Annotated in this window: 28 protein-coding genes; 10 read left to right on the top strand and 18 right to left on the bottom strand. The window is 68.7% G+C overall.

The window, feature by feature from the left end:
• The first annotated feature begins 158 nt into the window (after positions 1–158).
• Complete coding sequence (locus IEY26_RS07170) at positions 159–1601, top strand: MATE family efflux transporter (protein WP_188977386.1); 1443 nt, start codon at positions 159–161, stop codon at positions 1599–1601.
• 137 nt (positions 1602–1738) lie between these two features.
• On the opposite strand, the gene IEY26_RS07165 is transcribed toward IEY26_RS07170, so the two are convergent.
• From IEY26_RS07165 to IEY26_RS07155, 3 genes are all read right to left on the bottom strand, one after another.
• Positions 1739–2761 (bottom strand): tyrosine-type recombinase/integrase, encoded by a 1023-nt coding sequence (locus tag IEY26_RS07165; RefSeq protein ID WP_188977384.1) that lies wholly within the window; start codon positions 2759–2761, stop codon positions 1739–1741.
• Positions 2754–3167, bottom strand: a complete 414-nt coding sequence (locus IEY26_RS07160) for a DUF5805 domain-containing protein (RefSeq protein WP_188977382.1) — start codon at positions 3165–3167, stop codon at positions 2754–2756. The genes IEY26_RS07165 and IEY26_RS07160 overlap by 8 nt, the downstream gene beginning before the upstream one ends.
• A 1715-nt stretch (positions 3168–4882) precedes the next feature.
• Positions 4883–5413: a helix-turn-helix domain-containing protein gene (locus tag IEY26_RS07155; RefSeq protein ID WP_188977381.1), complete on the bottom strand. Its 531-nt coding sequence runs from the start codon at positions 5411–5413 to the stop codon at positions 4883–4885.
• 261 nt (positions 5414–5674) lie between these two features.
• Here IEY26_RS07155 and IEY26_RS07150 point away from each other — a divergent pair, with 261 nt between their 5' ends.
• Both IEY26_RS07150 and IEY26_RS07145 read left to right on the top strand, forming a co-directional pair.
• The gene (locus IEY26_RS07150; protein WP_229773968.1) at positions 5675–6022 is read left to right on the top strand and encodes an ArsR/SmtB family transcription factor; all 348 of its coding nucleotides are present in this window, start codon (positions 5675–5677) and stop codon (positions 6020–6022) included.
• Positions 6019–6300, top strand: coding sequence for a DUF7521 family protein (locus IEY26_RS07145; RefSeq protein ID WP_229773966.1), 282 nt, complete (start codon positions 6019–6021; stop codon positions 6298–6300). Before IEY26_RS07150 ends, IEY26_RS07145 begins: the two co-directional genes overlap by 4 nt.
• Here the strand turns inward: IEY26_RS07145 and IEY26_RS07140 are convergent.
• From IEY26_RS07140 to IEY26_RS07115, 6 genes are all read right to left on the bottom strand, one after another.
• Positions 6291–6827 (bottom strand): SprT-like domain-containing protein, encoded by a 537-nt coding sequence (locus tag IEY26_RS07140; protein WP_188977377.1) that lies wholly within the window; start codon positions 6825–6827, stop codon positions 6291–6293. The genes IEY26_RS07145 and IEY26_RS07140 overlap by 10 nt on opposite strands.
• Before the next feature lie 43 nt (positions 6828–6870).
• A complete protein-coding gene (locus tag IEY26_RS07135) occupies positions 6871–7611 on the bottom strand; it encodes a CehA/McbA family metallohydrolase (protein ID WP_188977375.1) in 741 nt (246 codons plus the stop codon).
• Positions 7612–7657: 46 nt separating this feature from the next.
• Positions 7658–8062 (bottom strand): acyl-CoA thioesterase, encoded by a 405-nt coding sequence (locus tag IEY26_RS07130; RefSeq protein WP_229773964.1) that lies wholly within the window; start codon positions 8060–8062, stop codon positions 7658–7660.
• A gap of 118 nt (positions 8063–8180) precedes the next feature.
• A complete protein-coding gene (locus IEY26_RS07125; protein ID WP_188977373.1) occupies positions 8181–9647 on the bottom strand; it encodes a two-component system sensor histidine kinase NtrB in 1467 nt (488 codons plus the stop codon).
• Positions 9622–11103 carry an ATPase domain-containing protein gene (locus IEY26_RS07120; RefSeq protein ID WP_188977371.1) on the bottom strand — a complete coding sequence of 494 codons (1482 nt, stop codon included), beginning with the start codon at positions 11101–11103 and terminating at the stop codon, positions 9622–9624. Before IEY26_RS07120 ends, IEY26_RS07125 begins: the two co-directional genes overlap by 26 nt.
• A gap of 247 nt (positions 11104–11350) precedes the next feature.
• Positions 11351–12184 carry an MBL fold metallo-hydrolase gene (locus IEY26_RS07115; protein WP_188977368.1) on the bottom strand — a complete coding sequence of 278 codons (834 nt, stop codon included), beginning with the start codon at positions 12182–12184 and terminating at the stop codon, positions 11351–11353.
• A 114-nt stretch (positions 12185–12298) separates the two neighbouring features.
• Here IEY26_RS07115 and dph2 point away from each other — a divergent pair, with 114 nt between their 5' ends.
• The 5 genes from dph2 to IEY26_RS07090 all read left to right on the top strand — a co-directional run bounded on the left by dph2 (position 12299) and on the right by IEY26_RS07090 (position 15945).
• Positions 12299–13417 (top strand): diphthamide biosynthesis enzyme Dph2, encoded by a 1119-nt coding sequence (gene dph2 / locus IEY26_RS07110; protein ID WP_188977366.1) that lies wholly within the window; start codon positions 12299–12301, stop codon positions 13415–13417.
• Between the two features lie 232 nt (positions 13418–13649).
• Positions 13650–14174 carry a hypothetical protein gene (locus IEY26_RS07105; RefSeq protein WP_188977364.1) on the top strand — a complete coding sequence of 175 codons (525 nt, stop codon included), beginning with the start codon at positions 13650–13652 and terminating at the stop codon, positions 14172–14174.
• Between the two features lie 65 nt (positions 14175–14239).
• A complete protein-coding gene (locus IEY26_RS07100) occupies positions 14240–14746 on the top strand; it encodes a hypothetical protein (RefSeq protein ID WP_188977362.1) in 507 nt (168 codons plus the stop codon).
• 115 nt (positions 14747–14861) lie between these two features.
• Positions 14862–15245 carry a hypothetical protein gene (locus IEY26_RS07095; RefSeq protein WP_188977360.1) on the top strand — a complete coding sequence of 128 codons (384 nt, stop codon included), beginning with the start codon at positions 14862–14864 and terminating at the stop codon, positions 15243–15245.
• A gap of 73 nt (positions 15246–15318) precedes the next feature.
• A complete protein-coding gene (locus tag IEY26_RS07090; RefSeq protein ID WP_188977358.1) occupies positions 15319–15945 on the top strand; it encodes an METTL5 family protein in 627 nt (208 codons plus the stop codon).
• A gap of 10 nt (positions 15946–15955) precedes the next feature.
• Here the strand turns inward: IEY26_RS07090 and IEY26_RS07085 are convergent, their stop codons facing one another.
• The 4 genes from IEY26_RS07085 to IEY26_RS07070 form a co-directional block, all read right to left on the bottom strand.
• Positions 15956–17779: a rhomboid family intramembrane serine protease gene (locus IEY26_RS07085; RefSeq protein ID WP_188977356.1), complete on the bottom strand. Its 1824-nt coding sequence runs from the start codon at positions 17777–17779 to the stop codon at positions 15956–15958.
• An 84-nt stretch (positions 17780–17863) separates the two neighbouring features.
• Positions 17864–19261 (bottom strand): FAD-binding oxidoreductase, encoded by a 1398-nt coding sequence (locus IEY26_RS07080; protein ID WP_188978890.1) that lies wholly within the window; start codon positions 19259–19261, stop codon positions 17864–17866.
• 79 nt (positions 19262–19340) lie between these two features.
• A complete protein-coding gene (locus tag IEY26_RS07075) occupies positions 19341–20651 on the bottom strand; it encodes an MFS transporter (protein ID WP_188977354.1) in 1311 nt (436 codons plus the stop codon).
• 221 nt (positions 20652–20872) lie between these two features.
• Positions 20873–21712 (bottom strand): FAD-dependent oxidoreductase, encoded by an 840-nt coding sequence (locus IEY26_RS07070; RefSeq protein ID WP_188977352.1) that lies wholly within the window; start codon positions 21710–21712, stop codon positions 20873–20875.
• A 165-nt stretch (positions 21713–21877) separates the two neighbouring features.
• On the opposite strand from IEY26_RS07070, the gene IEY26_RS07065 reads away from it, so the two are divergent.
• Positions 21878–22162: a DNA-directed RNA polymerase subunit L gene (locus tag IEY26_RS07065; RefSeq protein WP_188977350.1), complete on the top strand. Its 285-nt coding sequence runs from the start codon at positions 21878–21880 to the stop codon at positions 22160–22162.
• A 42-nt stretch (positions 22163–22204) separates the two neighbouring features.
• Here the strand turns inward: IEY26_RS07065 and hisF are convergent, their stop codons facing one another.
• Positions 22205–23017 carry an imidazole glycerol phosphate synthase subunit HisF gene (hisF, locus tag IEY26_RS07060; RefSeq protein ID WP_188977348.1) on the bottom strand — a complete coding sequence of 271 codons (813 nt, stop codon included), beginning with the start codon at positions 23015–23017 and terminating at the stop codon, positions 22205–22207.
• Positions 23018–23103: 86 nt separating this feature from the next.
• Here hisF and IEY26_RS07055 point away from each other — a divergent pair, with 86 nt between their 5' ends.
• Positions 23104–23292 (top strand): DUF7550 family protein, encoded by a 189-nt coding sequence (locus IEY26_RS07055; protein ID WP_188977346.1) that lies wholly within the window; start codon positions 23104–23106, stop codon positions 23290–23292.
• On the opposite strand, the gene purL is transcribed toward IEY26_RS07055, so the two are convergent.
• From purL to IEY26_RS07035, 4 genes are read right to left on the bottom strand one after another with little or no spacing between them, the layout of a single operon-like run.
• Positions 23289–25400 (bottom strand): phosphoribosylformylglycinamidine synthase subunit PurL, encoded by a 2112-nt coding sequence (gene purL, locus IEY26_RS07050; RefSeq protein ID WP_188977344.1) that lies wholly within the window; start codon positions 25398–25400, stop codon positions 23289–23291. The genes IEY26_RS07055 and purL overlap by 4 nt on opposite strands.
• 54 nt (positions 25401–25454) lie before the next feature.
• A complete protein-coding gene (locus IEY26_RS07045; RefSeq protein WP_188977342.1) occupies positions 25455–26000 on the bottom strand; it encodes a DUF7504 family protein in 546 nt (181 codons plus the stop codon).
• A complete protein-coding gene (locus tag IEY26_RS07040; protein ID WP_188977340.1) occupies positions 25993–26361 on the bottom strand; it encodes a hypothetical protein in 369 nt (122 codons plus the stop codon). The genes IEY26_RS07045 and IEY26_RS07040 overlap by 8 nt, the downstream gene beginning before the upstream one ends.
• Positions 26358–26654, bottom strand: coding sequence for a hypothetical protein (locus tag IEY26_RS07035; RefSeq protein ID WP_188977337.1), 297 nt, complete (start codon positions 26652–26654; stop codon positions 26358–26360). The genes IEY26_RS07040 and IEY26_RS07035 overlap by 4 nt, the downstream gene beginning before the upstream one ends.
• Positions 26655–26695 lie beyond the last annotated feature (41 nt).

Genomic DNA, 26695 nt, shown 5'->3' with positions numbered 1-26695 from the left:
CTTAGGCGTTCGGGAACGCGAGCGTCTGCGTCGACGGCCGCCGACGCGGACGCGTTCGCGTGCCGGTGACACGCCCCGTGAGAGCCACGCGGGAAACCGGAAACCCGACCGGGGGAGCGAACGCCTATAGTACCGATACGGCGAACACCCAGTATCTCGTGTCCGTCTCCCTGAACCCCGTTCGGCTCCTCCTCCTCTGGGTCGGCGTCGCGCTCTCCCGCGTCGGTCTCATCGACGAATCACGCGCGCGCCGCGTCGTCGACCTCGCGTGGCCGCGCGTCGTCACCGGCCTCGCGCGCATGTCGAAGAGCGCCGCCGACGTCGCCATGGTCGGCGTCGTCCTCGGCCCCGCCGCCATCACGGGCGTCGGGTTCGCCGGCCCCTACTGGGGGCTCGCGTTCAGCCTCGGCGGCGGCCTCGCCGCCGGCACTATCGCGCTCGTCTCCCAGCGCTTCAGCGCCGGCGCGCACGACGAACTCGGCCAGGCCATCCGCGCGAGCGCGCTCCTCGCCGTCGCCGCGTCTCTCTCCGTTGGCGTGCTTTTCGTTCTCTTCCCGCGCTTCCTCATCTCCCTCATCACGAACGGCCCCGAGACGATCACGTACGGCGCGGACTACCTCCGCGTGCTCGGGTTCGGCGTGCCGTTCGCCGCGTTGAACCTCGTCGGAAGCCGCGCGCTCATCGGCGTCGACGACGCGTGGACCGCGATGGTCGCACGCGCCGGGGGCGCAGTCGTCAACATCGCTCTGAACGCCGTCTTCATCTTCGGCCTCGGCTGGGGCGTCGTCGGCGCGGGCCTCGGAACCGTTATCGCGAACGTCTTCGTCACCGCGTTCTTCGCCGTCGGTCTCGCCCGCGGCCGCCTCCCCGGCGTCGGCGACTTCCCCGTCGCCGTCTCCCCGTTCGGCTCCTACCTCCACCCGGGCGACCTCCGGGACGTCTTCACCATCGGCCTCCCCGTCATCGGCCGGAACTCCGTCTGGACCGTCGCGCGCTTCCCCCTCCTCGCCTTCCTCTACGTCATCGGCCCGAACGTCGCCGCCGCCTACATCGTCACCCGCCGCATCTGGGGGCTCCTCAACACGCCCGGCTGGGGGTTCGGCCTCGCCGCCAGCAGCCTCGTCGGGCAAGCGCTCGGCACCGGGGACGAGGACACCGCCGCGAGATACGGCTGGGAAGTCGCCGTCTTCGCCGTCGCCACCTACGCCGTCTTCGCCGTCCCCGTCATCCTCTTCGCGCGCCCCATCGTCGTCCTCTTCCTCGGCGACCCCGCTTCCCCCGCCATCCAGTACGCCGTCCCCCTCGTCTACGTCGCCGCCGTCGCCATCATCCCGCAGGGCGTCACGAGCGGCATCGCCGGCGCGCTCGACGCCACCGGCGACACCCGCTGGCCATTCTACGGCCGCGTCCTCGGGATGTTCTGCCTCGCCGTCCCCGCCGCCTACCTCGGCGCGACCACGACTCTCGGCGTCCTCGCCATCTACTTCACCTTCTTCGCCGAAACCGTCACCCCCGCGATCATCAACACCTACCGCTTCCGCTCCGGCGCGTGGAAAGCAATCAGCCGCGGCTACCGCCCCGAACAGGCCGCCGGCGACTAATTCACGGCCGAGACGGCGCGCGTTCGCTAAAACCACTGTTCACGGTGAGTCGCGCCGCCGCGCTCACCCCCATCGACCCCAACCGATTACGTATAGCGATATATGATTTATCCGTTCGCCTTCGAACGCGAGGACTGCTAGAGCACAGCGTAGACGTTGTCGAGATAGACCTCTCGCACCCGGTCGCCCCAGTTATGCGTGTAGGTGTCGATGATGTCGTCGCCGACGTCCCCGCGGAGGTACTTCACGACGCCGCGGTCGCCCGTTCGGTCGCGGAGGTGCGTCGTGAAGAAGTGCCGGAAGTAGTGCGGCGTCACGTTCTCCGTCGCGTCCGCCCCGGCGCGATACCACCCGTGGTCTTCCGCGTAGCCGCGGACGATTCGCTGCACGGCGCTCGGGTCGAGCCGCGTTCCCCAGGCCTCCGACGTCCGCGCGAACAGCGGCTCCGCCGGCGACCGCGCGTCCGGCCGCACCGCGAGCCACGCCCGCAACACCTCGTTCAACTCCGAATCCACCGGCACGACTGTCGAGCGCTTCCGCTTGTTCGACGACGACCGCACCTCCCCGTTGTACTCTTCCTCGGCCGCCGGCTCGGACGCGACGTAGAGGGACGGCGGCCGCCCCTCCAGCTGTGGACGCGCACCCAGACCGAGCGCCTCGTACTCGCCGACGTCCCCGTCGAGACGGACGTCGCGAAGGTCGAGGTTACAGAGCTCGCCCACACGCATCCCCGTTTTCAGCAGCGTCACCACCATCGCACGGTGGAGCGGGTGGCGAACGCGACCGACGAACTCGCGCATTCCGGCGACGTCGATATCGCGGCGCTCCGGGTTCGAATCGATGCGCTCGTCGATCTCCTCCATCACGAGCGCCATCGGATTCTCCTCGAACTCTCCTACTTGTACCATGTAGCCGTAGAACCGGTGGAGGTAGCCCGCGTAGGTCGCCACCGTCCCCGGCGCGTAGGACTGCCGCAGGCCGTGCACCCACGCCACGCACTCCCGATAGGAGACGGACGCCGGATGCACGCTCTCGCCCTCGACAGACGCCTCGAACGACCGCAGCACGCGCTCGTACTCCTCGCGCGTCCGCGCCGTCCGCCCGTGGAACTCCATGTCCTCCAGGAAGTACCCGACCGGGTCATCGCTCTCGCTACTCATCGCGCACCAACACGTACCCGCCGTCCCGCCCGCTGTACCGAACCCGATTCGACGCCTGCAACTCGTCCAACACGTCCTCGATTTCGTCCTCGACGTCGCCTACAACCGCGTCGACCAATGCGTCCCACCCGAGCGCCCCCCCGCGATCGAGTGCTTCGAGGACGGTGTCTTCGAGGCCGCTACCCCCAGGGGTTGCGCCTCCAGAACCACCTTCCTCTGAGCCGGATATATCCGGGTTCTCGGCCGTCGACGACTCCTCGACGAACCCCCGCCGGCCCGCCTGCACCATCGTCCGAACGAACTCGCTCTGCGACATCCCCAACGCCTCCGCCTCCGCAGACCACTCCGACTTCTGATACTCGGGGACGTACGTGTACACCGCCGTCCGCTCCGCTGAATCGCTCATACCCGACCCACAACCCACGCCACAATCAATGTTTGCACACTCCCGTCTTAGGGCACTAAGAACGAACTCTGAATGTGTAATTAGCAGGAATATACCCTCAGAGTTCTAGTCTTTACGTCCGTATTGCGGCCGACCACCTCATCTCTCCGGATTCTGAACTAGTAGAATTCACTTCGGTAAGAACCCTGGGAAGGAGTCGAACAGTTAGGTTGGTGAGCTGTACCTCGACCTATCGCACTCCATAACTCGACACATTACTCATGCCGGATATGTTTGTTCGATATCGTCTGGAGCCGTTTTCACGCGTTTCTTCGGGACGGCGGGGACCAAGCTCTGAGAGAGGGAGTGTTTCTGATTCGGTTACTCGAGAGAGTCCTCGAACCGACGGCGTTGCGTCGCAGGGCTGGTCACCGGTGGCTGGGGTTCGGGCTTCGCGACGATTCGGTCGTGACGGTTCGGTCGCACCGGTGTGTGCCTGGCGTGTGTCGTTTGTCCTCGACGGAGCTTTCGGCGCTCCAGTTGGTTTCCGGCCGCCATCGTGGAACGCTCGATACGGCGTCGACGTCACACCCCCGAGTTGAAGCCACAGAGCGGCGTCGGATACCGCTTCGAGACGGAGTCACAAAAGCCTCGCAGTCGCTCCTACGTGGGAACTGCTCACGTTCCGCTGGTGGCCCGCGCTGTATCGATAAACAGCGACGAGAGCCCTAGAGCGATTCGCCGCCGTCGCAGGTCGCGAGCGCGCTCGCTCTCGCCTCCGTGAGAAATTCTGGGGGCGAGGTCGCCGTAGTGGCTTCTGGTCTCATCGGCCGGAGGTCGCGATGCAGGGCCCCTCTCATATCGAATCTCCGTCGCTCGATCGACTCCGGTCGTCCTGCCGTCCGACTGAGTGTGTCGCGTTCGCGGAGTCGCTGGCCGGCGAGTCCGTTTCACACTACTTGGTACGCGAGAGGCACTCGAACTCGCGAGCTGACGTCGAGAGCACGCACGGTTTGAACCATCGTGAGACGTCGTCTCGCGCGGCGTGGTTCCTCGTTGAGCGGCGTGCTCGTGGGCGGTCGGTAGTGTTTTAGTCAGTCTCGCTCTGTGGGTGCTCAGCGAAGCGTTCTGCTTCGGTAGGCAGCGGTGCGGTGTCGAGTGGAATCCGCGATGGGTGGCACTCCCGGGCGGCCGACGGCGACGGGGCGTCGAACGAGCTCTCGGAGACTGCGGCGGCCTACGGGTGTTCTGAGCCGGCGCGTCGGTCGTCGACGAACGCGCACGTCGAGAGCCAGCGCGCCGTGCTCCACTCGTCTTCGCCGCCTTTCACTCGACGGGCTCGTGCGGGGGGTCGAGTCGCGCTGCGTCGTTGGTTCGGTCTCCGGTCGGCGTTTCACGTCGCACTCAGGTCTGTGGTCAGTGAAGGCTCCAACCGCCGAGTGACGTCGTTCCGGCGCACGTCGACGACGGGACTGCGCTGCCGCTTCTCGAACCGGGGGCTCGGTATCGAAGCGTCGGAGCAGTGTCTGAGCTTACCCCGATACAGCCTGATTCCCCGCAAACTCGTCGTCTAGCTGTCTTTTCTGACTGTCGCCACGTGAACTCGCAAACCGTATCTCGCTATACCGATTGTCGGGGGTGGCGGGTGGGTCGTGGCTACTGAGTGAGGCGGCATGAGAACGTGGGGCGGAAGTGGCGCGGCCGCTGGGCGGCTGTCGAGGAGAGCAGGAAGGAGCTTATTGGGCTTCGTAACGGTCGAGTGCGGCACGGAAGAACGCGCCGAGCGCGAGGTGCTGGTGCATCGCGGCGGTGATGCGTTCTTTCGCTTCGTCGTCGTCAGCGGGGACGTACTCCTTGGTTCGAACCATCTCGTGGACGTCGAGGACGCCGTCGGCTTCGAGGTCGTGGAGTTGCGGGTAGACGGTGCCGGGACTGAGTCCGACGTCGAAGAGGCGTTCGACGCTCTCGATCATGCCCTTCCCGTGGATGCCGTCGCCTTCGAGGAGGACGAGCGTGAGGAGGAGTTCGTCGAGGCTCTCTTTGAGGAGGTCGTCGTCGAACTCGAGGTCGCCGTTTCGGTCACCGAGGGTGGCGGCGATGGCGTCGGCGACGGCGTTGTCGGCGCTGTGGCCGCCGGGCGTGGACGGCTGCATCGGCTCGGCGGTCTCCGCGAACTCTGGCGCGTACGCCTCGTCGATGAGTTTCTCGATCGGGATGGTGCTCCGTTGCGGTTCAGCCTGGTCGGGTGCCCCCCAGAGGCCTGCCATACCTCTACGGCTATCGTACAGTTACTTGAACCGACAGGCGCGTTTTCACCGCGTGAGAACACGACGAGGCGACTCCTGTCGTGGCGATCCGCGGTCGTCGCGGCCCGTGGCGGCCCGGAGCGCCGGTCTGTCGACGGCGATGATTCGGCCCCGTCGACCCGCTCGGTTCCGCCGTCGAGATATATTTGTTCGCTATCTATTTGTGGTGTGTCCCAGCGGCACCTGCGAATCTTTATACGGCTCGTGGGCCACGCTGTGGACGTGACCGGGAGCGACCAGGCCGACGTCCTGCAAGCCCTGGCGGACGAGAGTGTCCGCGAGGTCCTGGCGCGACTCGACGAGACGCCGCGGTCGGCGAAGGACCTCGCCGACACCATGGACCTCTCGCTCCCGACCGTCTACCGACGACTCGACACGCTGGAGGAGCTCGACCTCGTCGTCTCCCGGACGGAGCCAGCGAGCGACGGGAACCACTACAAGGTCTACGAATGCAACTTCGACAGCACCGTTATCAAGCTCGCGGATGGAGCGTTCGAAGTCGACGTGTATCGACGGGAGTCAGCCGCGGAGCGGTTCGCCGGTCTCTGGCGGGAGCTCTCTGACAGATGATGGGGGGTGTGACGGCGGCGGACGTCGTGTTGGGCGTGCTCCGCGTCGCGGTGTTCGGAACGGCGCTCGGCCTGACGGTCGTGAGCTACCGCGCGTACCGCACGCATCAGTCGAAGCGCTTGGAGTACGCGTTCGTCGGGTTCGCGTTCATCAGCATGGGAGCGGCGATGACGAACATGGGCGCGACGCTCGGCGAGTACACGATATACTTCGAAATCGCGAAGACGATTCCGTTCCTCGTCGGCTTCAGCATGCTCTACGCCTCCCTCTACCGCTGACAGGTTTCGACGTCGATGCCGGCCTGACAGCACGACGACCGATACTTTTCGGACTGCGAGACGAGTTTGCTCCGCCGGTAGCGTTCGGCGACGACGGCGTCGCACGCCGTGCAGGTGAGGCGGTAGTTCGGGGCGGCGAACCGCTCGCAGGTGAGCGGGACGCCGAGCTCGTCGGCGCGCGCTTCGAACGCGGGGCCGTGGGTCGTCGTCCCGTAGGCCTGTACTTGTTCGGCGTGGAGGAGTTCGTGGCGGAGGACGTCGCGCATCGCGTCGACGCCGAGTTCCTCCCACGCGGCCCACGTGAGTCGAATCTCGACCGACGGCGGGTCGTCGATTGGCGTGCCGACGGCGGCGTCGCTCGGGCGCTGGTAGGTGCACGCGCCGGCGCGGCGTTTCGCGCGCGTCGACGTTTCGAACGCCACGGCGTCGAGGTCGACGGTGAGCCCGTCGCTCGCGACGAGTTCTGGGGAGATGGCGGCCGCCCAGTCGGCGAGGTCAGCGGGCGCGGTGACGGCGACAGACTGCACGGAGACGAGTGGGTCGCTCTCGTAGGTAAAGGCTCGGACGGCCCTAGTCGGTGCGGTAGCTCGCGGGCCACGCGGGGACGTAGGGGGCGCGCCGCGTGAAGGTGTAGGCGGACTTCTTGACCGCGCCCGCGGCGTACTGGACGGCGGAGCGATGGATTGGCGTGCGTCTCCCGCGGATGCGGGTGTCGCCGTCCGCGATGGCGTCGACGACGGCGTCCGCGGAGACGTCGCTGGCGGGGGCGTCGACCTCGGTGTAGGCGCGGCCGACGTTCCCGAGGAAGTGCGCGTCGCTCCCGGCGACGGAGCCGTAGTCGTGTTTCGTGGCGAACGCGGCGGCCTTCCGGTTCCGGTAGCCCGTGAAGAGCATCGAGTTGAAGACTTCGAGGGCGTCGGCGGGGCAACCGACGAGGTTCCGGCGTCGGACGCCGTGGCGCGTCCGCTGGAAGGGGTGGGCGACGATGGCGGCACCGCCCTGCCCGTGGACGTGGTCGACGGTCGCGGCGAGCGGTTCGCCCTTCGGCGGGCACTCTTCGACGCCGACGGCGAGCAGGTGGCCGTGCGCCGTGGAGACCTCGACGCCGGGGATGCCGAGCAGTCCGTAGTCGCTGGCGAGATCGGCGGCGCGGAGGGATTCGTCGATGTCGTCGTGGTCGGTGACGACGACGGCGTCGAGACCGACGTCTGCCGCGTGTTCTAAGAGAAGTTCGACGGGCTCGTGGCCGTCGTACGAGCCGTCCGAGTGGACGTGGGGGTCCACGCGAACCGTCGTCGTGGAGTCGGCCATATCCCGTTGTTCTCGCCGCGCGCGTAAATGTTCTACCGCTTCGCGTTTACTGAACGACGTGTTCGTCGAGCGCGTCACGCCACGGCTCGGGAACGTCGCGCGGCCGGCCGTCGTCGTCCACGACTACCTGTACGGTCTCCGCGGTCGCGACGACGTCGCCCTGCCAGCGGAGCTCGTAGGAGAGCGTGTAGCTCGACGACCCGACGCTCTCGACGCGCACGCCCGCAGACACGCCGTCCTGCCCGTGAATCGGCCGTTCGAAGTCCATATCGAGGTGCGCGAGCACCTGGTCCGTGGACTCGACGACGACGCCGAGTTCGTCCCGCAGGAATCGCGTCCGGGCTTCTTCGAGGAAGGTCACGTAGACCGCGTTGTTCACGATACCGACCGTGTCGAGGTCGCTGTACCGGACGTCCAATTCACACTCGTAGGCGAACGGTTCGGAAGTCACGACGACGCCTACCACCGGGACGGATTCAGGTATTACGCTTCGACGGCGAGGAGTATTCAGATAAGCAGACTCACTCAGACGAGATGTCGAGGTCGACGTTTCCGAGAACCCCCTCGCGTCAGGGTTCGTCGACGCCGGTGATTTCGAAGCGCGCGCCGCCGGACGCGGACTCCTCCAGGTGGACGTCCCAGCCGTGGCCGTCGGCGATTTCGCCGACGATGGCGAGCCCGAATCCGGTTCCGTCCTCGCCCGTGGACACGCCCGCGTCGAAGATTTCGCCGCGGAGGCTCTCCGGAACGCCGGGGCCGTCGTCCGCGACGTAGAAGCCCGTCCGAGTCGACGCGCCAGCCGGGGAGGTATCCGTGCGAGCCGTCGCGTCAGCCGCCTCGGGACCCCCTCGTAGCGCGCCGACGGTGACGGTGACGTCGTCGCCGCCGTGTTCGACGGCGTTGGCGAGGAGGTTCTGGAGGAGTTCGTCGAAGCGGCGGGAGTCGGCGAGGAGCGCGTGGGTGGAGTTGACGTCGAGGCGGGCGTGCGGGGTGTCGATGCGCCGCCAGGCGTCTTCGACGGCGGTTCGGAGGTCGACGGGCTGGGGGTCTTCGACGGTCGCGCCCTGTCGGGCGAGCGCGAGGACGTCGTCGATGAGGGCGGCCATCCGGTCGAGTTCGTCGGCGGCGTCGCGGAGGTGTTCGTCGCTCCCGGTCTCCTCGGCGAGTTCGAGGAAGCCGGAGACGAGGCCGAGCGGGTTTTTCAGGTCGTGGGCGACGGTGGACGCGAAGGTTTCGAGGCGGTCGTTCTGCCGTTCGAGTTCGGCTTCGCGTTCGACGAGGTCCGTCACGTCGCGGAAGACGCCGATCCATTCGGTCGCGGTGTCGTCGTCGCCTTCGACGAGCGCGGCGTTGAGTTCGGTGACGAGTTCGTCGCCGGCGACGCGCCAGCGGACGGGTTCGGTGAGCGGGTCGAGTTCGCCGTTCTCGGGGACGAGCACGTCTTCGTCGGCGCAGTCGACGTCGAGCGAGCGGAAGGTCTCGCCCTCGGCCGCGCCGACCGGGACGTCGAACGTCTCCGCGAACGCCGCGTTCGTCTCCGTGATCGTGCCGTCGCGGTCGGTGACGACGACGGGGTCGGGCGCGGATTCGAAGAGCGCGCGGAACCGCCGTTCGCTCCGGTCGCGTTCGCGTTTCAACTGGAGGCTGAGCCCGCGGCGTTCGAGGAGGTTCTCGATGCGCGTGCCGAGTTCGCCCTGCCGGACGGGCGCGTGGACGACGTCGTCCGCGACCTCCCAGGCTTTCTCGGGGACGCGGTCCGGGCCGCGTCGGCCGAGCAGGAGGAGGACGGGGAGGAAGGTCGCGTCGCCCGCCTCTTTGAGCGACGCGAGGTCGTCGAATCGGCGTTCGAGCGTGTGCGCGTCGACGACGAGGAGGTCGAGGGAGCCGGCGGAGAGGTCGCCGCCGGTCGCGACGTCGTAGCGGTCGCTCAGGCGGTCGGCGAGCATCCGGCGGTTGCGGTCGTGGCGGACGGCGAGGCGGACGCGCGGCGACCCCCCGAGCGGGGTCGACTCAGTCGCGTTCGTCGAACTCATCATCGTCGGTCCACTCCGGCGTGCCCGAGAGGATACCCTGGAGGTTGGTCAGCTGGTCGCCGACGCGAATCCCGTGCTGGGTGATCTCGTACTCCCGGAGGTTCCGTTCGAAGTCGCTCGCGCGCTTCTTCAGCACGCCGATGGCCTTCCTGAGTTCGCCGTCGAACTCGAGGTAGCGGAGGAAGACGATGTTGTCCGCGATGTAGGAGACGTTCACCTCCGTCGCCTGGAACTGCCCGGTGATGTCGGCGATTTCGGAGACGAGAATCGTCGTCACCCCCATGTTCTTGAGGTAGCGGCCGAGGGCGTGAATCTCGTTCGTGAGTTCCTCTTCCTCGCCGTGGACGGCGAGCCGGTAGCCCTGGATGCCGTCGATCATCACGATGTCCGCGCCGTTCTCTTCGACCTCGTAGCGGACGTCGTTCGCGAACTCGGGCGCGGACCGTTCGAGCGCCTCGATCTCCTTCAGTTCGAGCGTGCCGCGTTCAATCATCGCCTCGACGGGGATGTTGATGGCGCTGCACCGCTGGAGGAACGTCTGCTCCGACTCCTCGAACATGTAGATGACGGAGCGCTCGCCGCGGCCCGCGGCCTCCTTCATGAACTGCGCGCCGGTCGTCGTCTTCCCGACGCCGGAGGGGCCGGAGATGATGGAGACCGTGCCGCGTTCGAGGCCGCCGTGTAGGAGCGCGTCCATCTCCGGGATGCCGGAGGGGACGCTCGCCGGGTCGAACTCGCTCTGGTACTCGTCCGGGCGGAGGCGCGGGTAGACCCGCATGCCGTCGTCGCTGATGCGGACGGCGTGGTCGCCGCCTTCGAACTCGGAGCCGCGGAACTTCGTCACGCGGAGGTTCCGGCGTTCCGAGTCGTGGTCGAGGTGGACGATGCCGTCGCTCATGAACTGGAGGTCGTCGTCCGGCGTCGCCGCCGTGTTCTGACTCGTGAAGAGCGTCGTGCAGTCCTCCTCTTTGAGGAACTGGAGGAAGGAGAGCACTTGCTCTCTGAACTGGTAGTCGTCGGGGGCGAGGTAGCGGAACTGCGTCATCGGGTCGACGAACACCCGCTCGGGCTCGTGTTCGCGGACGGCGTCGACGATGCGTTCGGTGATGCCGCCGGTCTCGACTTCGTCGGCGGGGAAGATGTCGTAGGACTGCGATTCGGTGAAGGAGTCGGCGGAGGGGCTGAGGTCGAGGAAGGCGACGCCGTCGAGGTCGAGGCCGAAGTTCTCGGCGTCCCGCTTCACGTCGTGTTCGGGTTCGCCGAGGTTCACGAAGAGCGCGTCCGCGGGGTCGCCGGAGAGCAGGAAGTGGACGCCGGCGAGCGTCTTCCCCGCGCCGGGCTTCCCGCGAATCATGTAGCTCCGTCCGGGGATGTAGCCGCCGCCGACCACTCGGTCGAGCCCGGGAACGCCAGTCTGTACACGCGTCTCGAACACGCCGCGATTGTCGTCAGTCGTCATAGTTGGGGGGAACGGCCGGCCCACCAAGCCGGCCGGGTCGCATCGGAATCGACCCGTCTGCCGAACCGGGTCGTACCGGAACCGTGTCGCTATCGTCTGGAAGGCCTCCCACTCGGATAAGGGATTCCCTCCGAGTAGGTCGCCCGGTGAAAACTACCGGGCGCGGCACGGACGCGGCCAGCGTCTCGGACGCGGACGGGGTGCCGTCTCGGACCTGAGTGGCCGTGAGAAGGAGGAACTGGTCGGGTTAGAGGTCGACGCGGTCGCCGATTTCGACGACGTCGAGTCGGCGGGGGTAGTCGAAGGAGGCGGCGTGGTGGTGGAGGGCTTTCGGGTCGGCGGTGAGGCCCTTCCACATGTCGAAGTGCGTCGGGAGGAGGCGGTCGAACCGGAGCGCCGAGGCGGCCTCGACGACTTGGTTCTCGTCGTTGTACCACTTCGTGACCTTCGGCTCTCGGGTTTCCTTATCGGGGATGTTTCCGACAGTGCCGAACGCGAGGACACCGAGGTCGATGTCGTAGGTCTCGCCGATGGCTTCGAAGTCCTCGGTCGGCTTCGTATCGCCGCCGTGGAAGAAGGTGCCCGCGTCGTGTTCGATGACGAAGGAGACGGGGCCGGCGGCGTCCGGGTCGTGCGCGACTTCGACGTGCACGGTGAACTCGCCGACGTCGAACGAGGTTCCCGGCATCACGGTCTCGAACTGGTCTGTCGTGAGGTCGTACTCCTCGATCCAGCCTTCGTCCTGGGTGACGCCGACGCTCGCGTCAGACCCGTAGAACGTCGCGTCCGTGTTCGCGAGGATGGGGCCCTGGGAGTCGGCGTGGACGTGGTCGGTGTGTTCGTGCGTCGCGAGGACGGCGTCTGCTTCCTCGACGTCCGCGGGGTCAAAGGGGACGGGGATCATTCTGACTGTTCGCGGCGGGTCGCCCGTCCCGAGGTAGGGGTCGATGAATAGCGTCGTGCCCTCGCTGCCCTTCAGGACGAAGCCGTTACAGCCGAGGTACCAGACGGCGACGGTGTCGGGGTCGGCGTCCTCGACGGCGCGGGGGAGCCAGTCGCCCCAGTCGGAGTGGATTGCCATACGCGGGGCGTCGGCCGGGAGGGAGTAGGGGTTTTCGGATGGCGTGCGGTGCCGTCGCACGACCGTACTACCCCGACCGCGGGGGTTAAACGGCCGTAGTCGGTAAGACTGCCTATGAGTCAGGAGACCGCTGACCCGGATCGACAGACGGGTCAGGAGACGGCTGACCGGCAGCGACACCCCGGTCAGGACGCGGTGGACGACGCGCAGTCCGAAGGGGACCTCCGGAACACGGGGCTGAGCCTCAAACACGACCGCGAGTGGGACTACGAGCTCGAACGAATCGTCGAGAAGGTGGAGGAACGCGACGCCGAGAAGGTCGGTCTCCAGTTCCCCGAGGGCCTGAAGCGGCGCGCGCCCGCCGTCGCCGACGACCTCCGCGAAATCCTCCCCGAGGGCGTTCGCGTGATGATCTCGGGGCAGCCGTGTTACGGCGCGTGCGACCTCGACACGTTCATGATGCGGCGCACGGACGTCTTCGTCCACTTCGGGCACTCGCCGATGAAGGAGTCGGACAAGATTCTCTACGTCCCGCTCTTCTCGAACGTCGACGTCGAGCCCATCATGGAGCAGTCGCTCGACGAGCTCGAAACGGGTAAGGTCGGCCTCGTCACGACCGCCCAGCACATGAACAAGTTCGGCGAGATGAAGGAGTGGCTGGAAGGCCGCGGCTTCGACGTCGAGACCCGGAAGGGCGACGACCGCCTGACCCACGAGGGCCAGGTGCTCGGGTGTAACTACGCGAGCGCGGACGTCGACGCGGACCAGATTCTCTACGTCGGCGGCGGGAAGTTCCACCCGCTCGGCCTCGCGATGGAACACCCCGACAAGAAAGTCGTCATCGCCGACCCCGTCAACAACGTCGTCACCATCGCCGACACGGAGCAGTTCATCAAGCAGCGCTACGCCTCCGTCCACAAGGCGATGCAGCAGGACGTGGAAAAGTGGGGCGTCATCTTCTGCACGAAGATCGGCCAGGGCCGCTGGGACCAGGCCGAGGAAATCGTGGAGAACAACGAGAACGCCTACCTCATCACGATGGACGAGGTCACCCCGGATAGGTTGAGGAACTTCGACATGGACGCCTTCGTGAACACGGGCTGTCCGCGCATCACGACCGACGACGGCCCGCGCTTCCACAAGCCGATGCTCACGCCCGGCGAGTACGAGATCGCCATCGGCGAGAAGCCGCTCGACGAACTCCAGTTCGATACGTTCCACGGGACGTGGTGAACGTGGTTTCGGGCGCATCGCGCCCGAAACCACGTTGATGCGAGCGGGAGCGACTGGAAGGAGCGACGCGCGAACGCGGTCGGAACGGCGGTCCTCTCTAGTCGCGCTCGCTACCGCTCGCTCCGAATCGCGGTGAAGCGAGCGGGCCGGTTTCGATTTTCGAGGCGTCGACGGTGAAGAATCGGGGTGGCGGGACCGATAATTTTTATCGGTTGGGTGTGTGTTCGGAAGTATGTCGTTTCTACTCGCGCAGGTGGGGTCGGGCGCGCTGCAGGGCGTGAGCATGTCGTCCCGGCTGGGTATCGCGGTGGTGGTGTCGTTGTTCGTGGCGGGCGGATTGATGTGGGGAGTGCCGGAGTTTCTGGAGGGGACGATTCGGAGGGTGAAGCGGGAGACGCTGCGGTCGTTTCTCTGGGGGCTTGGGGTGTTCATCGCCTTGCTCTTCCTCGTGCGGGTGGTGGCGCTCGCGCCGGTGGTGGGGAAGCCGCTGGCGGCGTTCGCCGGGCTGCTCTTGCTCGTGGTGGCGTACGTCGGGCAGATAGTCGTCTACATCCACGTGGCGCGGCTGGCGCTCGACCGGCAGGGCGTGGATAGCGAGTCGGCGACGGTGGTGGCGGCGGTGGCGCTCGCCGTCGTCGTGTCGCTCATCCCGGCGATTGGAGTGTTGGCGTCGTTCGTCGTCGGGGCGCTCGGGCTGGGCGCGATCGTGAAGGACCAGTCGGGGGTGCGGGTCGGCGAGAGCGACGTTCCGGCGTAGGGTTCGAATAGTCGGTATCGGAACAGGAGCGAACGTTTTTCACCGTACTGTCCGACGGTCCACGTATGCCGCTCGGCGTACTTCAACTGGCAGGCGGTTTCGACCCACAGACAGTGCAGGGACTCGGCACGGGGGTTCGGATCGGCGGGTCGCTCCTCATCTCCATCGTGGTCGGCGCGATACTGCTCTACGGCGCGCCGGACTTCCTGGAGCGGACGATTCGACGGGCGCGCGAGGAGACGGTGCGGTCGTTCCTCTGGGGGTTCGGCGTGGAGATCGCGATATTCATCGTGTCGGTGCTCCTCATCATCACGATTATCGGGGCGCTGGTGGCGATTCCGCTGCTCCTCGTGCTCGCCATCATCGTCTACGTCGGCCAGATTTCGGTGTTCATCCACCTGGGTCGGCGGGCGCTCGAGTACGCGGACGTCGATAACGACCTCGTGGCGCTCGTCGTCGCGGCGGTGCTGGCGGCGGTGCTGGGGGCGATTCCGATTCTCGGCCCGGTCCTGACGTTCGTCGCGGGCGCGGTCGGCTTCGGCGCGATACTCGTGAACTGGCGGAGCGACTGACGGAACTCCCACTTCTCCCCTCCCGTTTCTCGCCGTCGACGCCGACCGCTCGCCCGCAGCGATTACTACTGCGCATCTGCAAAGCTTTTAGTATATCCGCTATGTATGTGGTTGTATGAGTGCGACGCCGTCCCACGCCGTGGAGCAGACCATCGAGTGTTGTCGACCGACCGATGCGACCCCCGTGACAATCGACGCCGACTCCCTCGAATCGACCGCGAAACCACACCTCCGAACCGTGAAATCCGAGCTCGCCGCGAACGGTCTCGTGCCGGCCGAACTCCACGTCGACGCGTGTTTCGACGAGGACTGCTCGCTCGCGACGCAGGACGAGATCGACCGCGTCCGCGACCTCGTCTTCGCCGCCGCCTTCCTCGGCGTCTCCACCGTCACGCTCTCCTACGACGCCGTCGCCGACCCCGACATCGTCACTCCCGCGCTCGACGCCTGCGCCGAGCGCGCAGAGCGCGAAGGCGTCACGCTCGAACTCGCCGACTAGCGACTCCGCTGCGGACGGCGGTTTCTCTTCTCGGGAGCGGGCGGTTTTTCTCGCTCCCGGCCAGAGTAGCTGTATGAAGCAGGCGGTCGAGCGGCGGCTCGCGGACGTCGCGGCGTTCGAGAACCCGAGGGCGGCGCTCGAACAGTACGCGACGCCCGCGGACATCGCGGCCCAGCTCCTCCATCTCGCCGGGATGCAGGGCGACCTCTCGCGGCCGGTGCTCGACCTCGGGACGGGGACGGGAATGCTCGCGCTCGCGGCGGCGCTCTACGACGCGCCGCGCGTCGTCGGCGTCGACCGGGACGCCGGCCCGCTTCGGACGGCGCGGGAGAACGAACGACGGGTCGCGCCCGGACGCGGCGTCGAGTGGGTGCGAGGAGACGTCGCGTCGCTCCCGGTCGCGCCCCCTGAGGCGGTGACGGTGGTGTCGAACCCGCCGTTCGGCGCGCAACAGCGGGGCGCGGACCGGCCGTTCCTCGCGGCGGCGGCGGAGCACGCCGCGGTCTCCTACACGATTCACAACGCGGGGAGCGAGGACTTCGTGGAGTTCTTCGCGGGCGAGCGCGGCGGCGAGGTCACGCACGCCTACCGCCTCGCGTTCCCGCTCCCGAACCAGTTCGACTTCCACGACGCCGAGGCGGCGCAAGTGGACGCGGAGCTCTTCCGGATTCGCTGGCCGGCGGCGCGCGACGGCGAGTGAGCGAGCCGAACTACTGGTAGGTCTCTTTCTCGACGACCGTGACGCGGGTCCCGTTGTCGACGGCGACGATTCGGGTGCCGTTACGGACGAAGTCGAGGCCGTCGACGGTGACGGTTCCGTTGGCGGCGGGCATCGCGGCGGACCCGGTGACGGTGTCGTTCCGGACGGTTTTCAGGGCGAACCCGGACGCTTCGGCGGCGACGCCGACCGTCGTGTCTCGGATGACCGGCTCGGCGGTCGAGGAGGCGGAGCGGTAGGCGGTCGTCCAGTCGCCGTCGGGCGCGCGGAGGCTGACGGCGTAGACGGGGTCGCCGCCGGCGGGGACCCAGCCGCGGCGGCGGACGTCGATGGTTTCAGTCCAGCCGACGCCGCCGACGCGAACGGTTCGTTCGCCCCAGTAGGCGAGGTTCCCCCGGGAGACCGCTTGCGTCCAGACTTCGCGGTCGGGGTTGGAGACGATGACGCCGCTGGCGTTCACCTGCGTGGTCTCGCCGAAGGCGGAGACGGGGACGACGTTCACGCGCTGGTTCGGGACGTCCTCGGCGTAGGTGACGCGGTAGTCGTTGACCTGCACGCCGCCGCCGGGGTCGTCGCCGGCGACGCTGGTGAGGTTGACGGGGACGGCGACGCCGGCGACGACGCAAAGGGGGAGGACGACGGCGAGCACGGCGGCCTGCCGGCGGTTGAGGCCGAGGTCGAGGTCGACCGCCGGGAGGAGCGCGCGGTCGGTGGCGCGGACGGCGGTGGCGGCGAGCGCGGCGAGCGCGAGGACGAGGAGGACGCCGAGCCAGCGGTAGAGGACGTAGGTCTCGGGGCCGCGGTACCACCAGACGGTCCAGAGCGGGAGGGCGAACCCCGCGCCGACGACCGCGCCCCAGAGGGAGAGGGCGCTCGGGCGGCGGTCGCGGTGGGCGGCGAGGAGCGCGCCGAGGAGGAAGCCGATGAGGAGGCCGGTGAGGTGGCCTTGGATGGCGATGCCCGCCCACCACGGACCGCCGTAGGAGGGGCCGGCGCTGGCGACGGCGACGGGGTCGCGGAGCGCGGTGAAGACGTCGCTCGCGACGGTCTGTGCGACGATACCGACGATGGCGGCGAGCGGGTAGCGCGTGATGGCGAAGCCGAGGAAGGCGAAGACGACGCCGGAGAAGCCGATGATGGGGCCCCACGCGAGGACGCTGGTGAGTTCGGCGACGCCGACGACGGCGAGCGGGAAGAGCAGGAAGGCGCGGGCGTAGGGGTTGGTGCGGAGCGACTGGAAGGTCGCGCGGCCGCGTTCGCGGGGGTAGTGGCCGACGGCGTACTCGGCGATGGGGGCGAAGACGAGCGTGCCGACGAGGTTCCCGGTGAGGTGGCCGAATCCGCCGTGGCTGAACGGCGCGGTGAGCACGCCGAGCGGGTAGAAGTACGACCAAGAGGTAAAGGGAATCGTGACGGGCGTGTAGAGGCCGCGGACGCCGTTCTGGAGGAAGAGGTAGACGGCGGTGACGAGGCAGAGGACGACGAGCGTGCCCCAGGGGACGCCGAAGAGGAAGCGCCGGCGGAGCGCGCGCGTCCACGCGCCCCGCGGTCGGTCGAGCGCGCGGAGCACGCCGAGGGACGCGACGAAGGCGAGGACGACGAGGAGCGCGTACGCCGTGTCGGGCGCGAGCGCGCCGAATCCGGCCGCGACGGCGACGCCCCCGGCGACACAGAGCGGGCCGCCGACGACGAGCGCGTCCCACCGACCGAAGACGCCCCGAGCGACGGCGACCGCGAGGAGCGCGCCGAGGGCAAGCGTGACGGCGGGCCCGGCGAGCGCGGCGAGAGCCGTGGGGACTGCGGAGACCGCGAGCATACCCGAGGGCTAGCGGGCGACGGTAAAAATACCGCGGGCGCCGGCAGCGGCGTCTGCGTCGTCCCCACTCCCGCCCGCGTCGCCCTACCGGGGGTCGAGGCGGCCGCTCGGGTCGAGGACGTTCTCGGGATCGTAGCGGGTCTTGACGTCGCGGAGCCAGTCGTAGTTGTCGCGGTAGATAGCCCGGGCGGCGTCGTCGCCGGTTCCGGAGCCGGGGAAGTTGGGGAGGAGGCCGTCGCCGCCGTGCTCGCGGACGGCGGCGACGCTCTCGCGCGCCCACTCGACGTGCGCGTCGTCCGCGTCGGGGTCGGTCCACGCGCACTCGAAGTTGAGGACGTAGCCGGCGTCGCGGCGCGGGAACGCGGTCGCGTCGGGGGCGACGTCGCTCACCGCGCCGCCCATCGGCCAGACGAGCGCGGTGTCGCGGGGACCGGGGAGCGCGCGGGCGCGCTCGGCGAAGACGTCGACGACGTCGGGCGTGAGGTCGTCGACGGCGATGGACTTCCAGTAGTAGCGGTCGCCCGCGGGCGAGTCGCCGTCGAGCATCGACTGGAGCTCCGTGTAGGGGAGGCGGCCGACGGTTGATTCGACGGGGTCGCCGAGGTCGGCGTAGGCGGCCAGCTCCCGCTCGCCTTCGACGGGCGGGCCGGCGTGTGCGCCCATGAAGCAGACGCCGAGTTCGGGGGAGTCGGGGCGCGGCGCGACGAACGGGGAGACGTTCGCCTCTCGGCTCCCGCGTGCGGTGCGGCGGCGGTAGTCGGCGAGCAGTCGGTCGAGACCATCGAGGGGGTACCAGACCTCGCAGTAGGCGACGTCGTGGGGGAGGGGGACGAGGTCGAACTCGAAGGCGAGGGCGACGCCGAAATTCCCGCCGCCGCCGCGGAGCGCGCGGAAGAGGTCGGGGTGGTCGTCGGCGCTGGCGGTGACGCGCTCGCCGGCGGGGGTGACGAGGTCGACGGCGGTGAGGCGGTCGCAGGCGAGGCCGTGGGCGCGGGTGAGCCAGCCGGTGCCGCCGCCGAGGGTGAGGCCGGCGACGCCGGTGTCGGAGACGACGCCGCCGGGGGTGGCGAGGCCGTGTTTCTGGGCGGCGGCGTCGAGGTCGCCCCACTCCGCGCCCGCGCCGACGCGCGCGGTCCCGGCGTCGGGGTCGATTCGGACGGCGTCCATCGCGGAGACGTCGAGGACGAGGCCGCCGTCGCAGACGGAGAGGCCGGGGCCGGAGTGGCCGCCGGCGCGGACGGCGACGCCCAGGTCGGTCTCGCGGGCGGTGGTGAGGACGGCGCGAACGTCGGCGGCGTCGGTCGCGTGGGCGACGGCGACCGGATGGCGGTCGACCGTGCCGTTCCAGACCGTGCGCGCGTCGTCGTATCCTTCGTCGTCGGGGCGGACGAGGCGGCCGGTGAGCGTCCCGGCGAGGTCGTCGAGTGCGGCCGCGTGGGCGGCGGCGTCGCGCGTGGCCACCGCTCGGTCGTAGCCAGTCATACAACCAGGTGGTTCACGCGGGGTGAAAAGCGGTCGGGTCCGGATCGGCCGCCCGGTGATCGGTCGAGGTGCGGAGAGGTCAGTCCGCGGACTCGGACTGCCGACCCACGAGGCGGCGGCGGAAGCTCTCGCCCTCGATCGTCTCCTCGACCTGCGTGTAGACGAGGACGAAGCCGAGGGCGGCGAGGAGCGCGCCGAAGACGAAGGGAGTGGCGTAGCTCGCGCCGACGGGGAGGCTGAAGCCGGAGAGGTAGCCGGAGGAGAGCGGGCCGATGGCGGTGCCGAGGCCGAAGCTCATCGTGAGGACGGAGAGGGTGGTGCCGGAGTTCGAGCCGCGGGCGATGTCGCCGGCGAGCGCCATGGCGGGCGCGAAGACGGCCGCGCCGGCCGCGCCCTGGAGGAATCGGGCGACAATCATGCCGGCGGGCGTGGAGACGAAGCCCTGGGCGAGCGTCGCGGGGACGAGGAGCGCGAGGCCGGCGAGGATGAAGGGTTTGCGGCCGTAGGTGTCGCTCCACGCGCCGATGGGGGCCTGGAGGAGGACCTGGGCGAGGACGAAGGCGGAGAACTCGACGCCGAAGAGGAAGGACGTCTGGTCGAGGTGTTCGTTGATCTGTGGTTCGATGGTGGAGAGGAGGGCGATGCCGACGGCCATGAAGAGGGAGGCGAGGCCGAGGGTGAAGACGGAGTCGAGGACGCCGGGGCCGTCGCGCTCGAAGACGGCGATGCCGAAGTCGTTGGCGGCGTCGGCGGCGTCCTCGTCGGGGTCGGGTTCGGGGTCGGAGACTAAGAGGAGGACGAGGCTCGCGCCGACGAACGCGCCGAGCGTGGCGATGTAGAACGCGGCTTCGAAGCCGGAGAACGTCACGCCGAGGACGTGGTAGGGGCCGCCGTGGATGACGCCGCCGGCGAGGACGGGGCCGAGGCCGAAGCCGAGCATTCGGAAGGTGTTGAAGACGCCCATGGAGCCGCCGCGGCCCGCGTCTGTCGAGAGGTCGTTGACGAGCGCGATGGTGGCGGGGACGGTCAAGGCGACGCCGATGCCCTGAGTCATCCGGACGAGGAGGACGAGGTCGTAGCTCCCGGCGAGCGTGTACGCGAAGTTCGCGATGCCGAGGATGACGAGGCCGAGGATGACGAAGATGCGGCGGCGGCCGGTGCGGTCCGAGAGGTTCCCCGTGAAGGGCTGGAGGAAGCTGTTGAAGAAGCCGAACGCGGAGAGGATGATGCCGGTGACGACCGCGGTTCCGAGGCCGAACGTATCACCCTGGATGACGCCGCTCGCGATGTAGAGCGGGAGGACGACGATGAGGAAGGAGTTCCCGATGGAGTCCATCATCCGGGCGAACGCGAGCGTGAGAATGCGGCGGTCGGTGTCGAGGATGCTCATTCGCGTCGACCCCGTATCGTGACCGTGTCGTTTCGAACGTGAACGTGCATACTACCTTACTGACCAGTAAGTCAGGGACGCGGGTAAAGGTTGGGTTCCCGGCCGCCGATGCTCGGTCGCGTCGAGAAGCGGGAGACCGCACGAGTGCGTCGACTTACACGACGCGGGGCGTCGGTCCGTGCGACTTCGTTCGCACGGTGTGGGGGGCGTCGCGGGCCGCGTTACTCGGACGGCTCGTCGAGGTGAGCGGCGAGCGTTTCGTGTGCGCGCTCGCGGCGGCGGTCGCGCTCCGCCTCGCTCACGTACTGCGCGAACCGCTCGTCGATGTAGGCGTCGCGGACGCGCTCGAAGTCCGCGGGGCGTTCCTCCGGGGTCATGTGTTCTTCGACGTACGACTCCCAGTGGTCGCGCTCCGCCCACTCCCCGGAGAGTTCCGCCTCGCGGCGCACCCAGTCGTAGTAGCCGGCGACGGCGTCCCAGTAGCCGCGCTCGCGGCGGACGTCCTCGACGAGCGCGACGCCGGCCGCCGCGCCGTCGCCCGCCGCGACGAGCGCCTGGTCCGTACAGCCGCCGAGCGGCCCCGCGACGTACAGCCCCGTAATCGGCGTCCGGCCCTCGGCGTCCACGACGTCGGGGTCGAGTTCCGCCTGCGTCTCGCCGCCGTATTCGACGGTGTGGAAGCACTCGGCGAAGCCGTCGAGGTAGTCCGCGCCGAACTTCGTCGCGGCGACCACGCGGGACGCCTCGACGCTGCGACCGTCTTGCGTCTCGACGACGAACCCGTCCCCGTCTTTTTCGACGTGTTCGACGAGGTCGTCGACGACGCGCCCGCCGACCTCGCGGACGTGGTCGTGCGCGAGGTCGGTGAACGTCTCGATGTCGATGCCCGCGGGGAACCCGAGGTAGTTGTGGAGGAACCCGCAGCGCGCGATAGAGGACCGGCCGCGGTCGAAGACGACCGTGTCGAGGTCGTAGCGCGCCGCGAAGACGGCCGCGGCGCAGCCCGCCGGCCCGCCGCCCACGACGACGACGTCGGCACGTTCGGGGGCGTCGTCAGTCATCGCGACACCCGGCGGTACTCGTCAGTGCACTGTCCACGAGGGGAGTGTTCGTCACCATACCCCAGTATTTTAGGCCGACCGAAAAATACGTGTGGGTTCGGCCGTCGCCGCCCGCAACCTCCGGGAAAGGCAAGGTTGAAACCGTTCAGCGCCCACTATCCCGGTATGGACCTGCGGGTCATCGAACGAACCGAGGAGGAACTCGAAATCGAGATCGGCGGCGAGGACCACACCTTCATGAACGTCCTGAAGGGCGCGCTGCTCGAACTCGACGAGGTCGACGCCGCGACCTACGACATGAACCCCGAGCAGTCCGGCGGTCAGACCGAACCGATTCTCTCCATCAAGACCGTCGACGGCACCGACCCCCTCGACGCCCTCCGCCTCGGCGCGGAACGCGTCAACGAACAGCTCGACACCTTCCGCACCGCCTTCCAAGACGCCGCGTAGACACGTCTCGATGCGTCGACGCCGGAGACAGCGGGTTCGTTTCTAGAGGCGGACGTCGACGCCGTGGTCGTCGAGGTACTCTTTGACTTCGCGGATAGTGTAGTTCCCTTCGTGGAAGATGGAGGCGGCGAGCGCTGCGGTCGCGCCGGCTTCGAAGGCGTCGAGCATGTGCTGGGGTTCGCCGCAGCCGGAGGAGGCGATGACGGGCGTCGTGGTGTGGTCGCAGACGGCGTCGATGAGCGGGATGTCGTAGCCGTCGCGGGTGCCGTCCTTGTCGATCGAGTTGATGAAGAGTTCGCCCGCGCCGCGCTCCTCTGCCTCCTGCACCCACTCGACGACGTCGACGCCGGTCCCTTCCCGGCCGCCCTTGACGGTGCATTCGAACCAGCAGGATTCGCCGTCGACCGCCCGGTAGTATTCGCCGTCCTCGTCGAAGCGGCGGCGGGCGTCGACGGAAACGACCATGCACTGGTTCCCGAAGGACTGCGCGCCCGCGGTGATGAGTTCGGGGTTCTCCAGCGCGGCCGTGTTCATCGAGACTTTGTCCGCGCCGGCGCGCAGCGTCTCCTTCACGTCCTCGCGCGTGCGGATGCCGCCGCCGACGGTGAGCGGGATGAAGATCTCGTCGGCGACGGCGGAGACGGTGTCGAGCATGGTGTCGCGGCCGTCGGCGCTCGCCGTGATGTCGAGGAAGACGAACTCGTCCGCGCCCGACTCGTTGTACCGCTTCGCCATCTCCACGGGGTCCCCGGTGTATTCGAGGTCCTCGAAGTTCACGCCCGTGTAGACCGCGGCGTTCCCGTCCTCGTCGAGGTCGACGTCGATACACGGGATGATGCGCTTCGTGAGAGTCACTACGTGAGCGTTCGCGGGGTCGCCGTTTCAGCGTTTCGTCGGCGGAGAGGAGAACACAGAAGTCGCCGCCGAACGAGGAGGCGAGTATGGGCGACACACCGGACGACGCCGACGAAAACGGAGCGGAGGCGGACAACGTAGAAGAAACCGAGCCGAAGCACGTGGGGCGGACGACCGCGCCGCAGCAGGCGTACACGTCGCGGCAGGTCGGTCTCGGCCTGCTCGTCCTCGTCGTCGGCGTCGCGGTGGCGTACGGCCTGCCCTTCTTGCTTTAGTCGAGCGCAGGTTCGAGGACGTCGCGTTTCTCGCGGAGGAGGTCGCGCGTGTAGTCGAGGGTGTCGCCGGCGACGTCGACGGTGAGCGTGCCGTCCGCGGTGGTTTCGCCGATGACCTCGACGTCGACGCCGAGGTCGGCGAGGGCGTCGGGGTCGGTGGTCTGGACGACGGCGCGGCCGGGGGCTTCGCTGAAGAGCGCGGCCCGCGAGGGGAGAGACGCGTCGACGCCGGCGTCGGCGTCGCCGTCGACGACCATCTCGGCGAGCGCGACGAGGAGGCCGCCGTCGCTGACATCGTGGACGGCGAGCGTCGCGTCGTCCCGCGCGGCGTCGCGGACGGCGTCGACGCGCGCGGCCGCGTCGGTGACGACGGGGAGGACGTCCGAGCCGTCGTGGTTCGCGAGGTAGGCGGAGCCGCCGAGTTCGTCGTCGTGGCCGCCGACGAGGACGAGCGCGGCGTCTTCGGCGTCGAGGCCGGTCCCGGGGGCGTCGTAGCCGTCTCGGACGCCGAGCATCGCGAGCGTCGGCGTCGGCGGAATCGCACCCGTCACGGAGTCGTTGTAGAGGCTGACGTTCCCGCCGACGACGGGGGTATCGAGGTCGCGGCAGCCGGTGGCGAGGCCGTCGACGATAGCCTTGAAGCCCCCGTAGACGTCGGGATTCTCGGGGTTGCCGCCGTTGAGGCAGTCGACGGCGGCGAGGGGTTCCGCACCGACGGCGGCGAGGTTCGTGGCGTTCTCGACGGCGGTGGCGTACGCGCCGCCGTAGGGGTCGACGGCCGTCCAGTAGGGGTTCGTGCCCGCCGAGAGCGCGAGTCCCTGGCCGGTCTCGCGAATCGCGAGGAGCGCCGAGTCCTCGCCGGGACCCTCGCTCGTGCGGACGCCGACTTCGTGGTCGTACTGGCGGAACACCCACGACTTATCGGCCGTGTTCGGGTCGGCGAGAACGGCGTCGGCGGCGTCCGCGAGCGCAACGTCCGGGAGGTCGGTCTCGGGCGCGGGCGGTTCGACGGCGTCGAGGTCGTTCATCGGCGCGCCGTCCGCCGCGAACTCGGCGGGGACGTCGACGACGGTCTCGCCGTCGAAGGTCGCGACGTACCGGCCGGAGCCGGTGAGGTCGCCGATGACGGAGCAGCCGAGGTCGTACTTCTCGGCGATTGCCTCGACGGCGTCGAGGTTCCCGGGCGCGACCTCGTAGACCATGCGCTCTTGGGATTCGGCGAGGAGGATCTCCATCGCGTTCATGCCGGGTTCGCGCTGGTGGACGTCCTCGAGTGCAATCTCGCAGCCGAGGCCGCCTTTCGCGACGAGTTCGCAGGACGCGCCGCCGAGGCCGGCCGCGCCGAGGTCGCGCGCCGACTCCACGAGGCCGCCGTCGACGAGCTCCTCGTTCGCCTCGACGAGCAGCTTCTCAGTGTACGGGTCGCCGACCTGCACCGCGGGGCGGTCTTCGGTCTCGGCGTCCTCGGCGAGGTCTTCGCTCGCGAAGGACGCGCCGCCGAGGCCGTCTCGCCCAGTGCTGTTCCCGACGAGCACGAGTCTGTTTCCCGGCTCCTGGGCTTCCGCGGTGACGACGCGCTCCCGGGGGAGGAGGCCGACGCAGGCAACGTTCACGAGCGGGTTCCCCTCGTACTGTTCGTGGAACTGCGTCGAGCCCGTGACAGTCGGAACCCCGATGGCGTTCCCGTAGTCGCCGATTCCCTCCACGACGCCGTCGAGGAGGTAGCGAGAGTGCTCGGCGTCGAAGTCGCCGAAGTAGAGCGAGTCGGCGAGCGCGATGGGGTACGCGCCCATCGAGAGGGTGTCGCGGACGATGCCGCCGACGCCGGTGGCCGCGCCGTCGTAGGGGTCGACGTAGGACGGGTGGTTGTGGGACTCGACGCCGAAGGTGACACACCACTCGTCGTCGAGCGCGAGGACGGCGGCGTCGTCGCCGGGGCCGACGACGACCTGTTCGCCCTCGCTGTCGAACGCGGAGAGGAGGGGGCGCGAGGAGCGATAGGCGCAGTGTTCGCTCCAGAGGTTCTCGAACAGGGCGTCCTCGGCGCGGGAGGGCGCGCGGCCGAGTTCGGCTTCGACGAGGTCGCGGTCGGCGTCGGCGAGCGGCATACACGAGTATGTGCCTTCCCCCGGATTAATGCGTTTCCATGTGCACCTTTGTGACTACTCGGTGAGGGCGACGTCGACGATGTCCTCCAGGCGCTCGCGGCTCTCCGGGGCGAGCGCACCGGGGAGGGCGACGTAGACGCCGCGACCGCCGCGTTCGCGCACCGCCTCGACCACGGTCTCGAGGAAGCGGATGACGCGGTCCGTCTGCGCGTACATGAAGAGCGTCGTCACGTTGTCGAACACCACCCAGCCGCGGCCCGGGCGGACGTGCCGGAGCGCCTCCGAGAGCCGGATGCTGACGCCCGTCAGGTCGCTCGGCGCGGTGCGCTTCGCCACCCAGAGCGGACCGTCGTAGGCGACCGTCGACCCCGTGACGGGGACGACGCCGACCCGAGCGGGGTCCGCGCCGCACTCGTCGACGGCGCGCTCGATGCGACTCGGGAGCGCGGTCGTCGAGACGACGAGGAGGTTCTCGAACGCCGCGTCCGGGAGGAAGTCGAACGACACCTGCGCACCGCTCCGGTAGAAGAGCGCCTGCGTCCCCGCGTCGAGGGCGTCGACCGACCGGCCGCCGTCCACGCGCGCGGGTCGCTCAGGCATCCTCGAACCCCCCGATGTCCTCTTCGTCGACGTCCACGACCGGCGGTTCGCGCTCCCCGAAGACGATGAAGTCGCGGGCGAAACACCACGACGCGCCGAACACCGTCGCGCTCGCCACCGTGAACGAGACGTAGGCCGCGTACTTCGCCGCGAGACCGAGCACGCCCGCTCGCACCGCCGCGTCCAGCACCGCGCCGGCGGCGAGGAAGACGAGCGTCGCGAGGAGGAGTCGAACGCCGCGCGCGTACACGACCGCCCATCCCTCACGGACGAGCACGCCCGCGATAGCCGCCGTCGCTACGACGAGCACGAGCGTTTCGAGGGCGAACAGCGCGGCGAACGCCAGTTCGACCGCGTTCACAGCACTTCACCCCGCATCGTCGCGTGGACGAACCGGTACGCGGCGAGCGCGGCGCAGACGACCGGGACCGCCCAGAGGACCGGCACCCACGGGAGCGAGACGTAGGTGTCGAACCTGATTGCGGTGAGGCCGGTCGTCACCGCGAAGAAGGCGATGGCGACCGGGAGCGGTTCGAGCACGCGGCCCCACGGCGTGCCGGCGTACCCCCACGCGGCCACCGTCATCAGCACGGTCGCTCCCGCGAGCAAGAGCGCCTGAAGGAGCGAGAGCAACACGAGCGAGAGCGCCGCCACTACGCCTCCCTCCGTTCGGCGTCGTGACTCCACATCATACA

Source organism: Halocalculus aciditolerans (genome assembly GCF_014647475.1).
Lineage (GTDB): Archaea > Halobacteriota > Halobacteria > Halobacteriales > Halobacteriaceae > Halocalculus > Halocalculus aciditolerans.
Note: the sequence above shows the minus strand (reverse complement) of the source record. Positions and strands in the feature narration are given on the sequence as shown.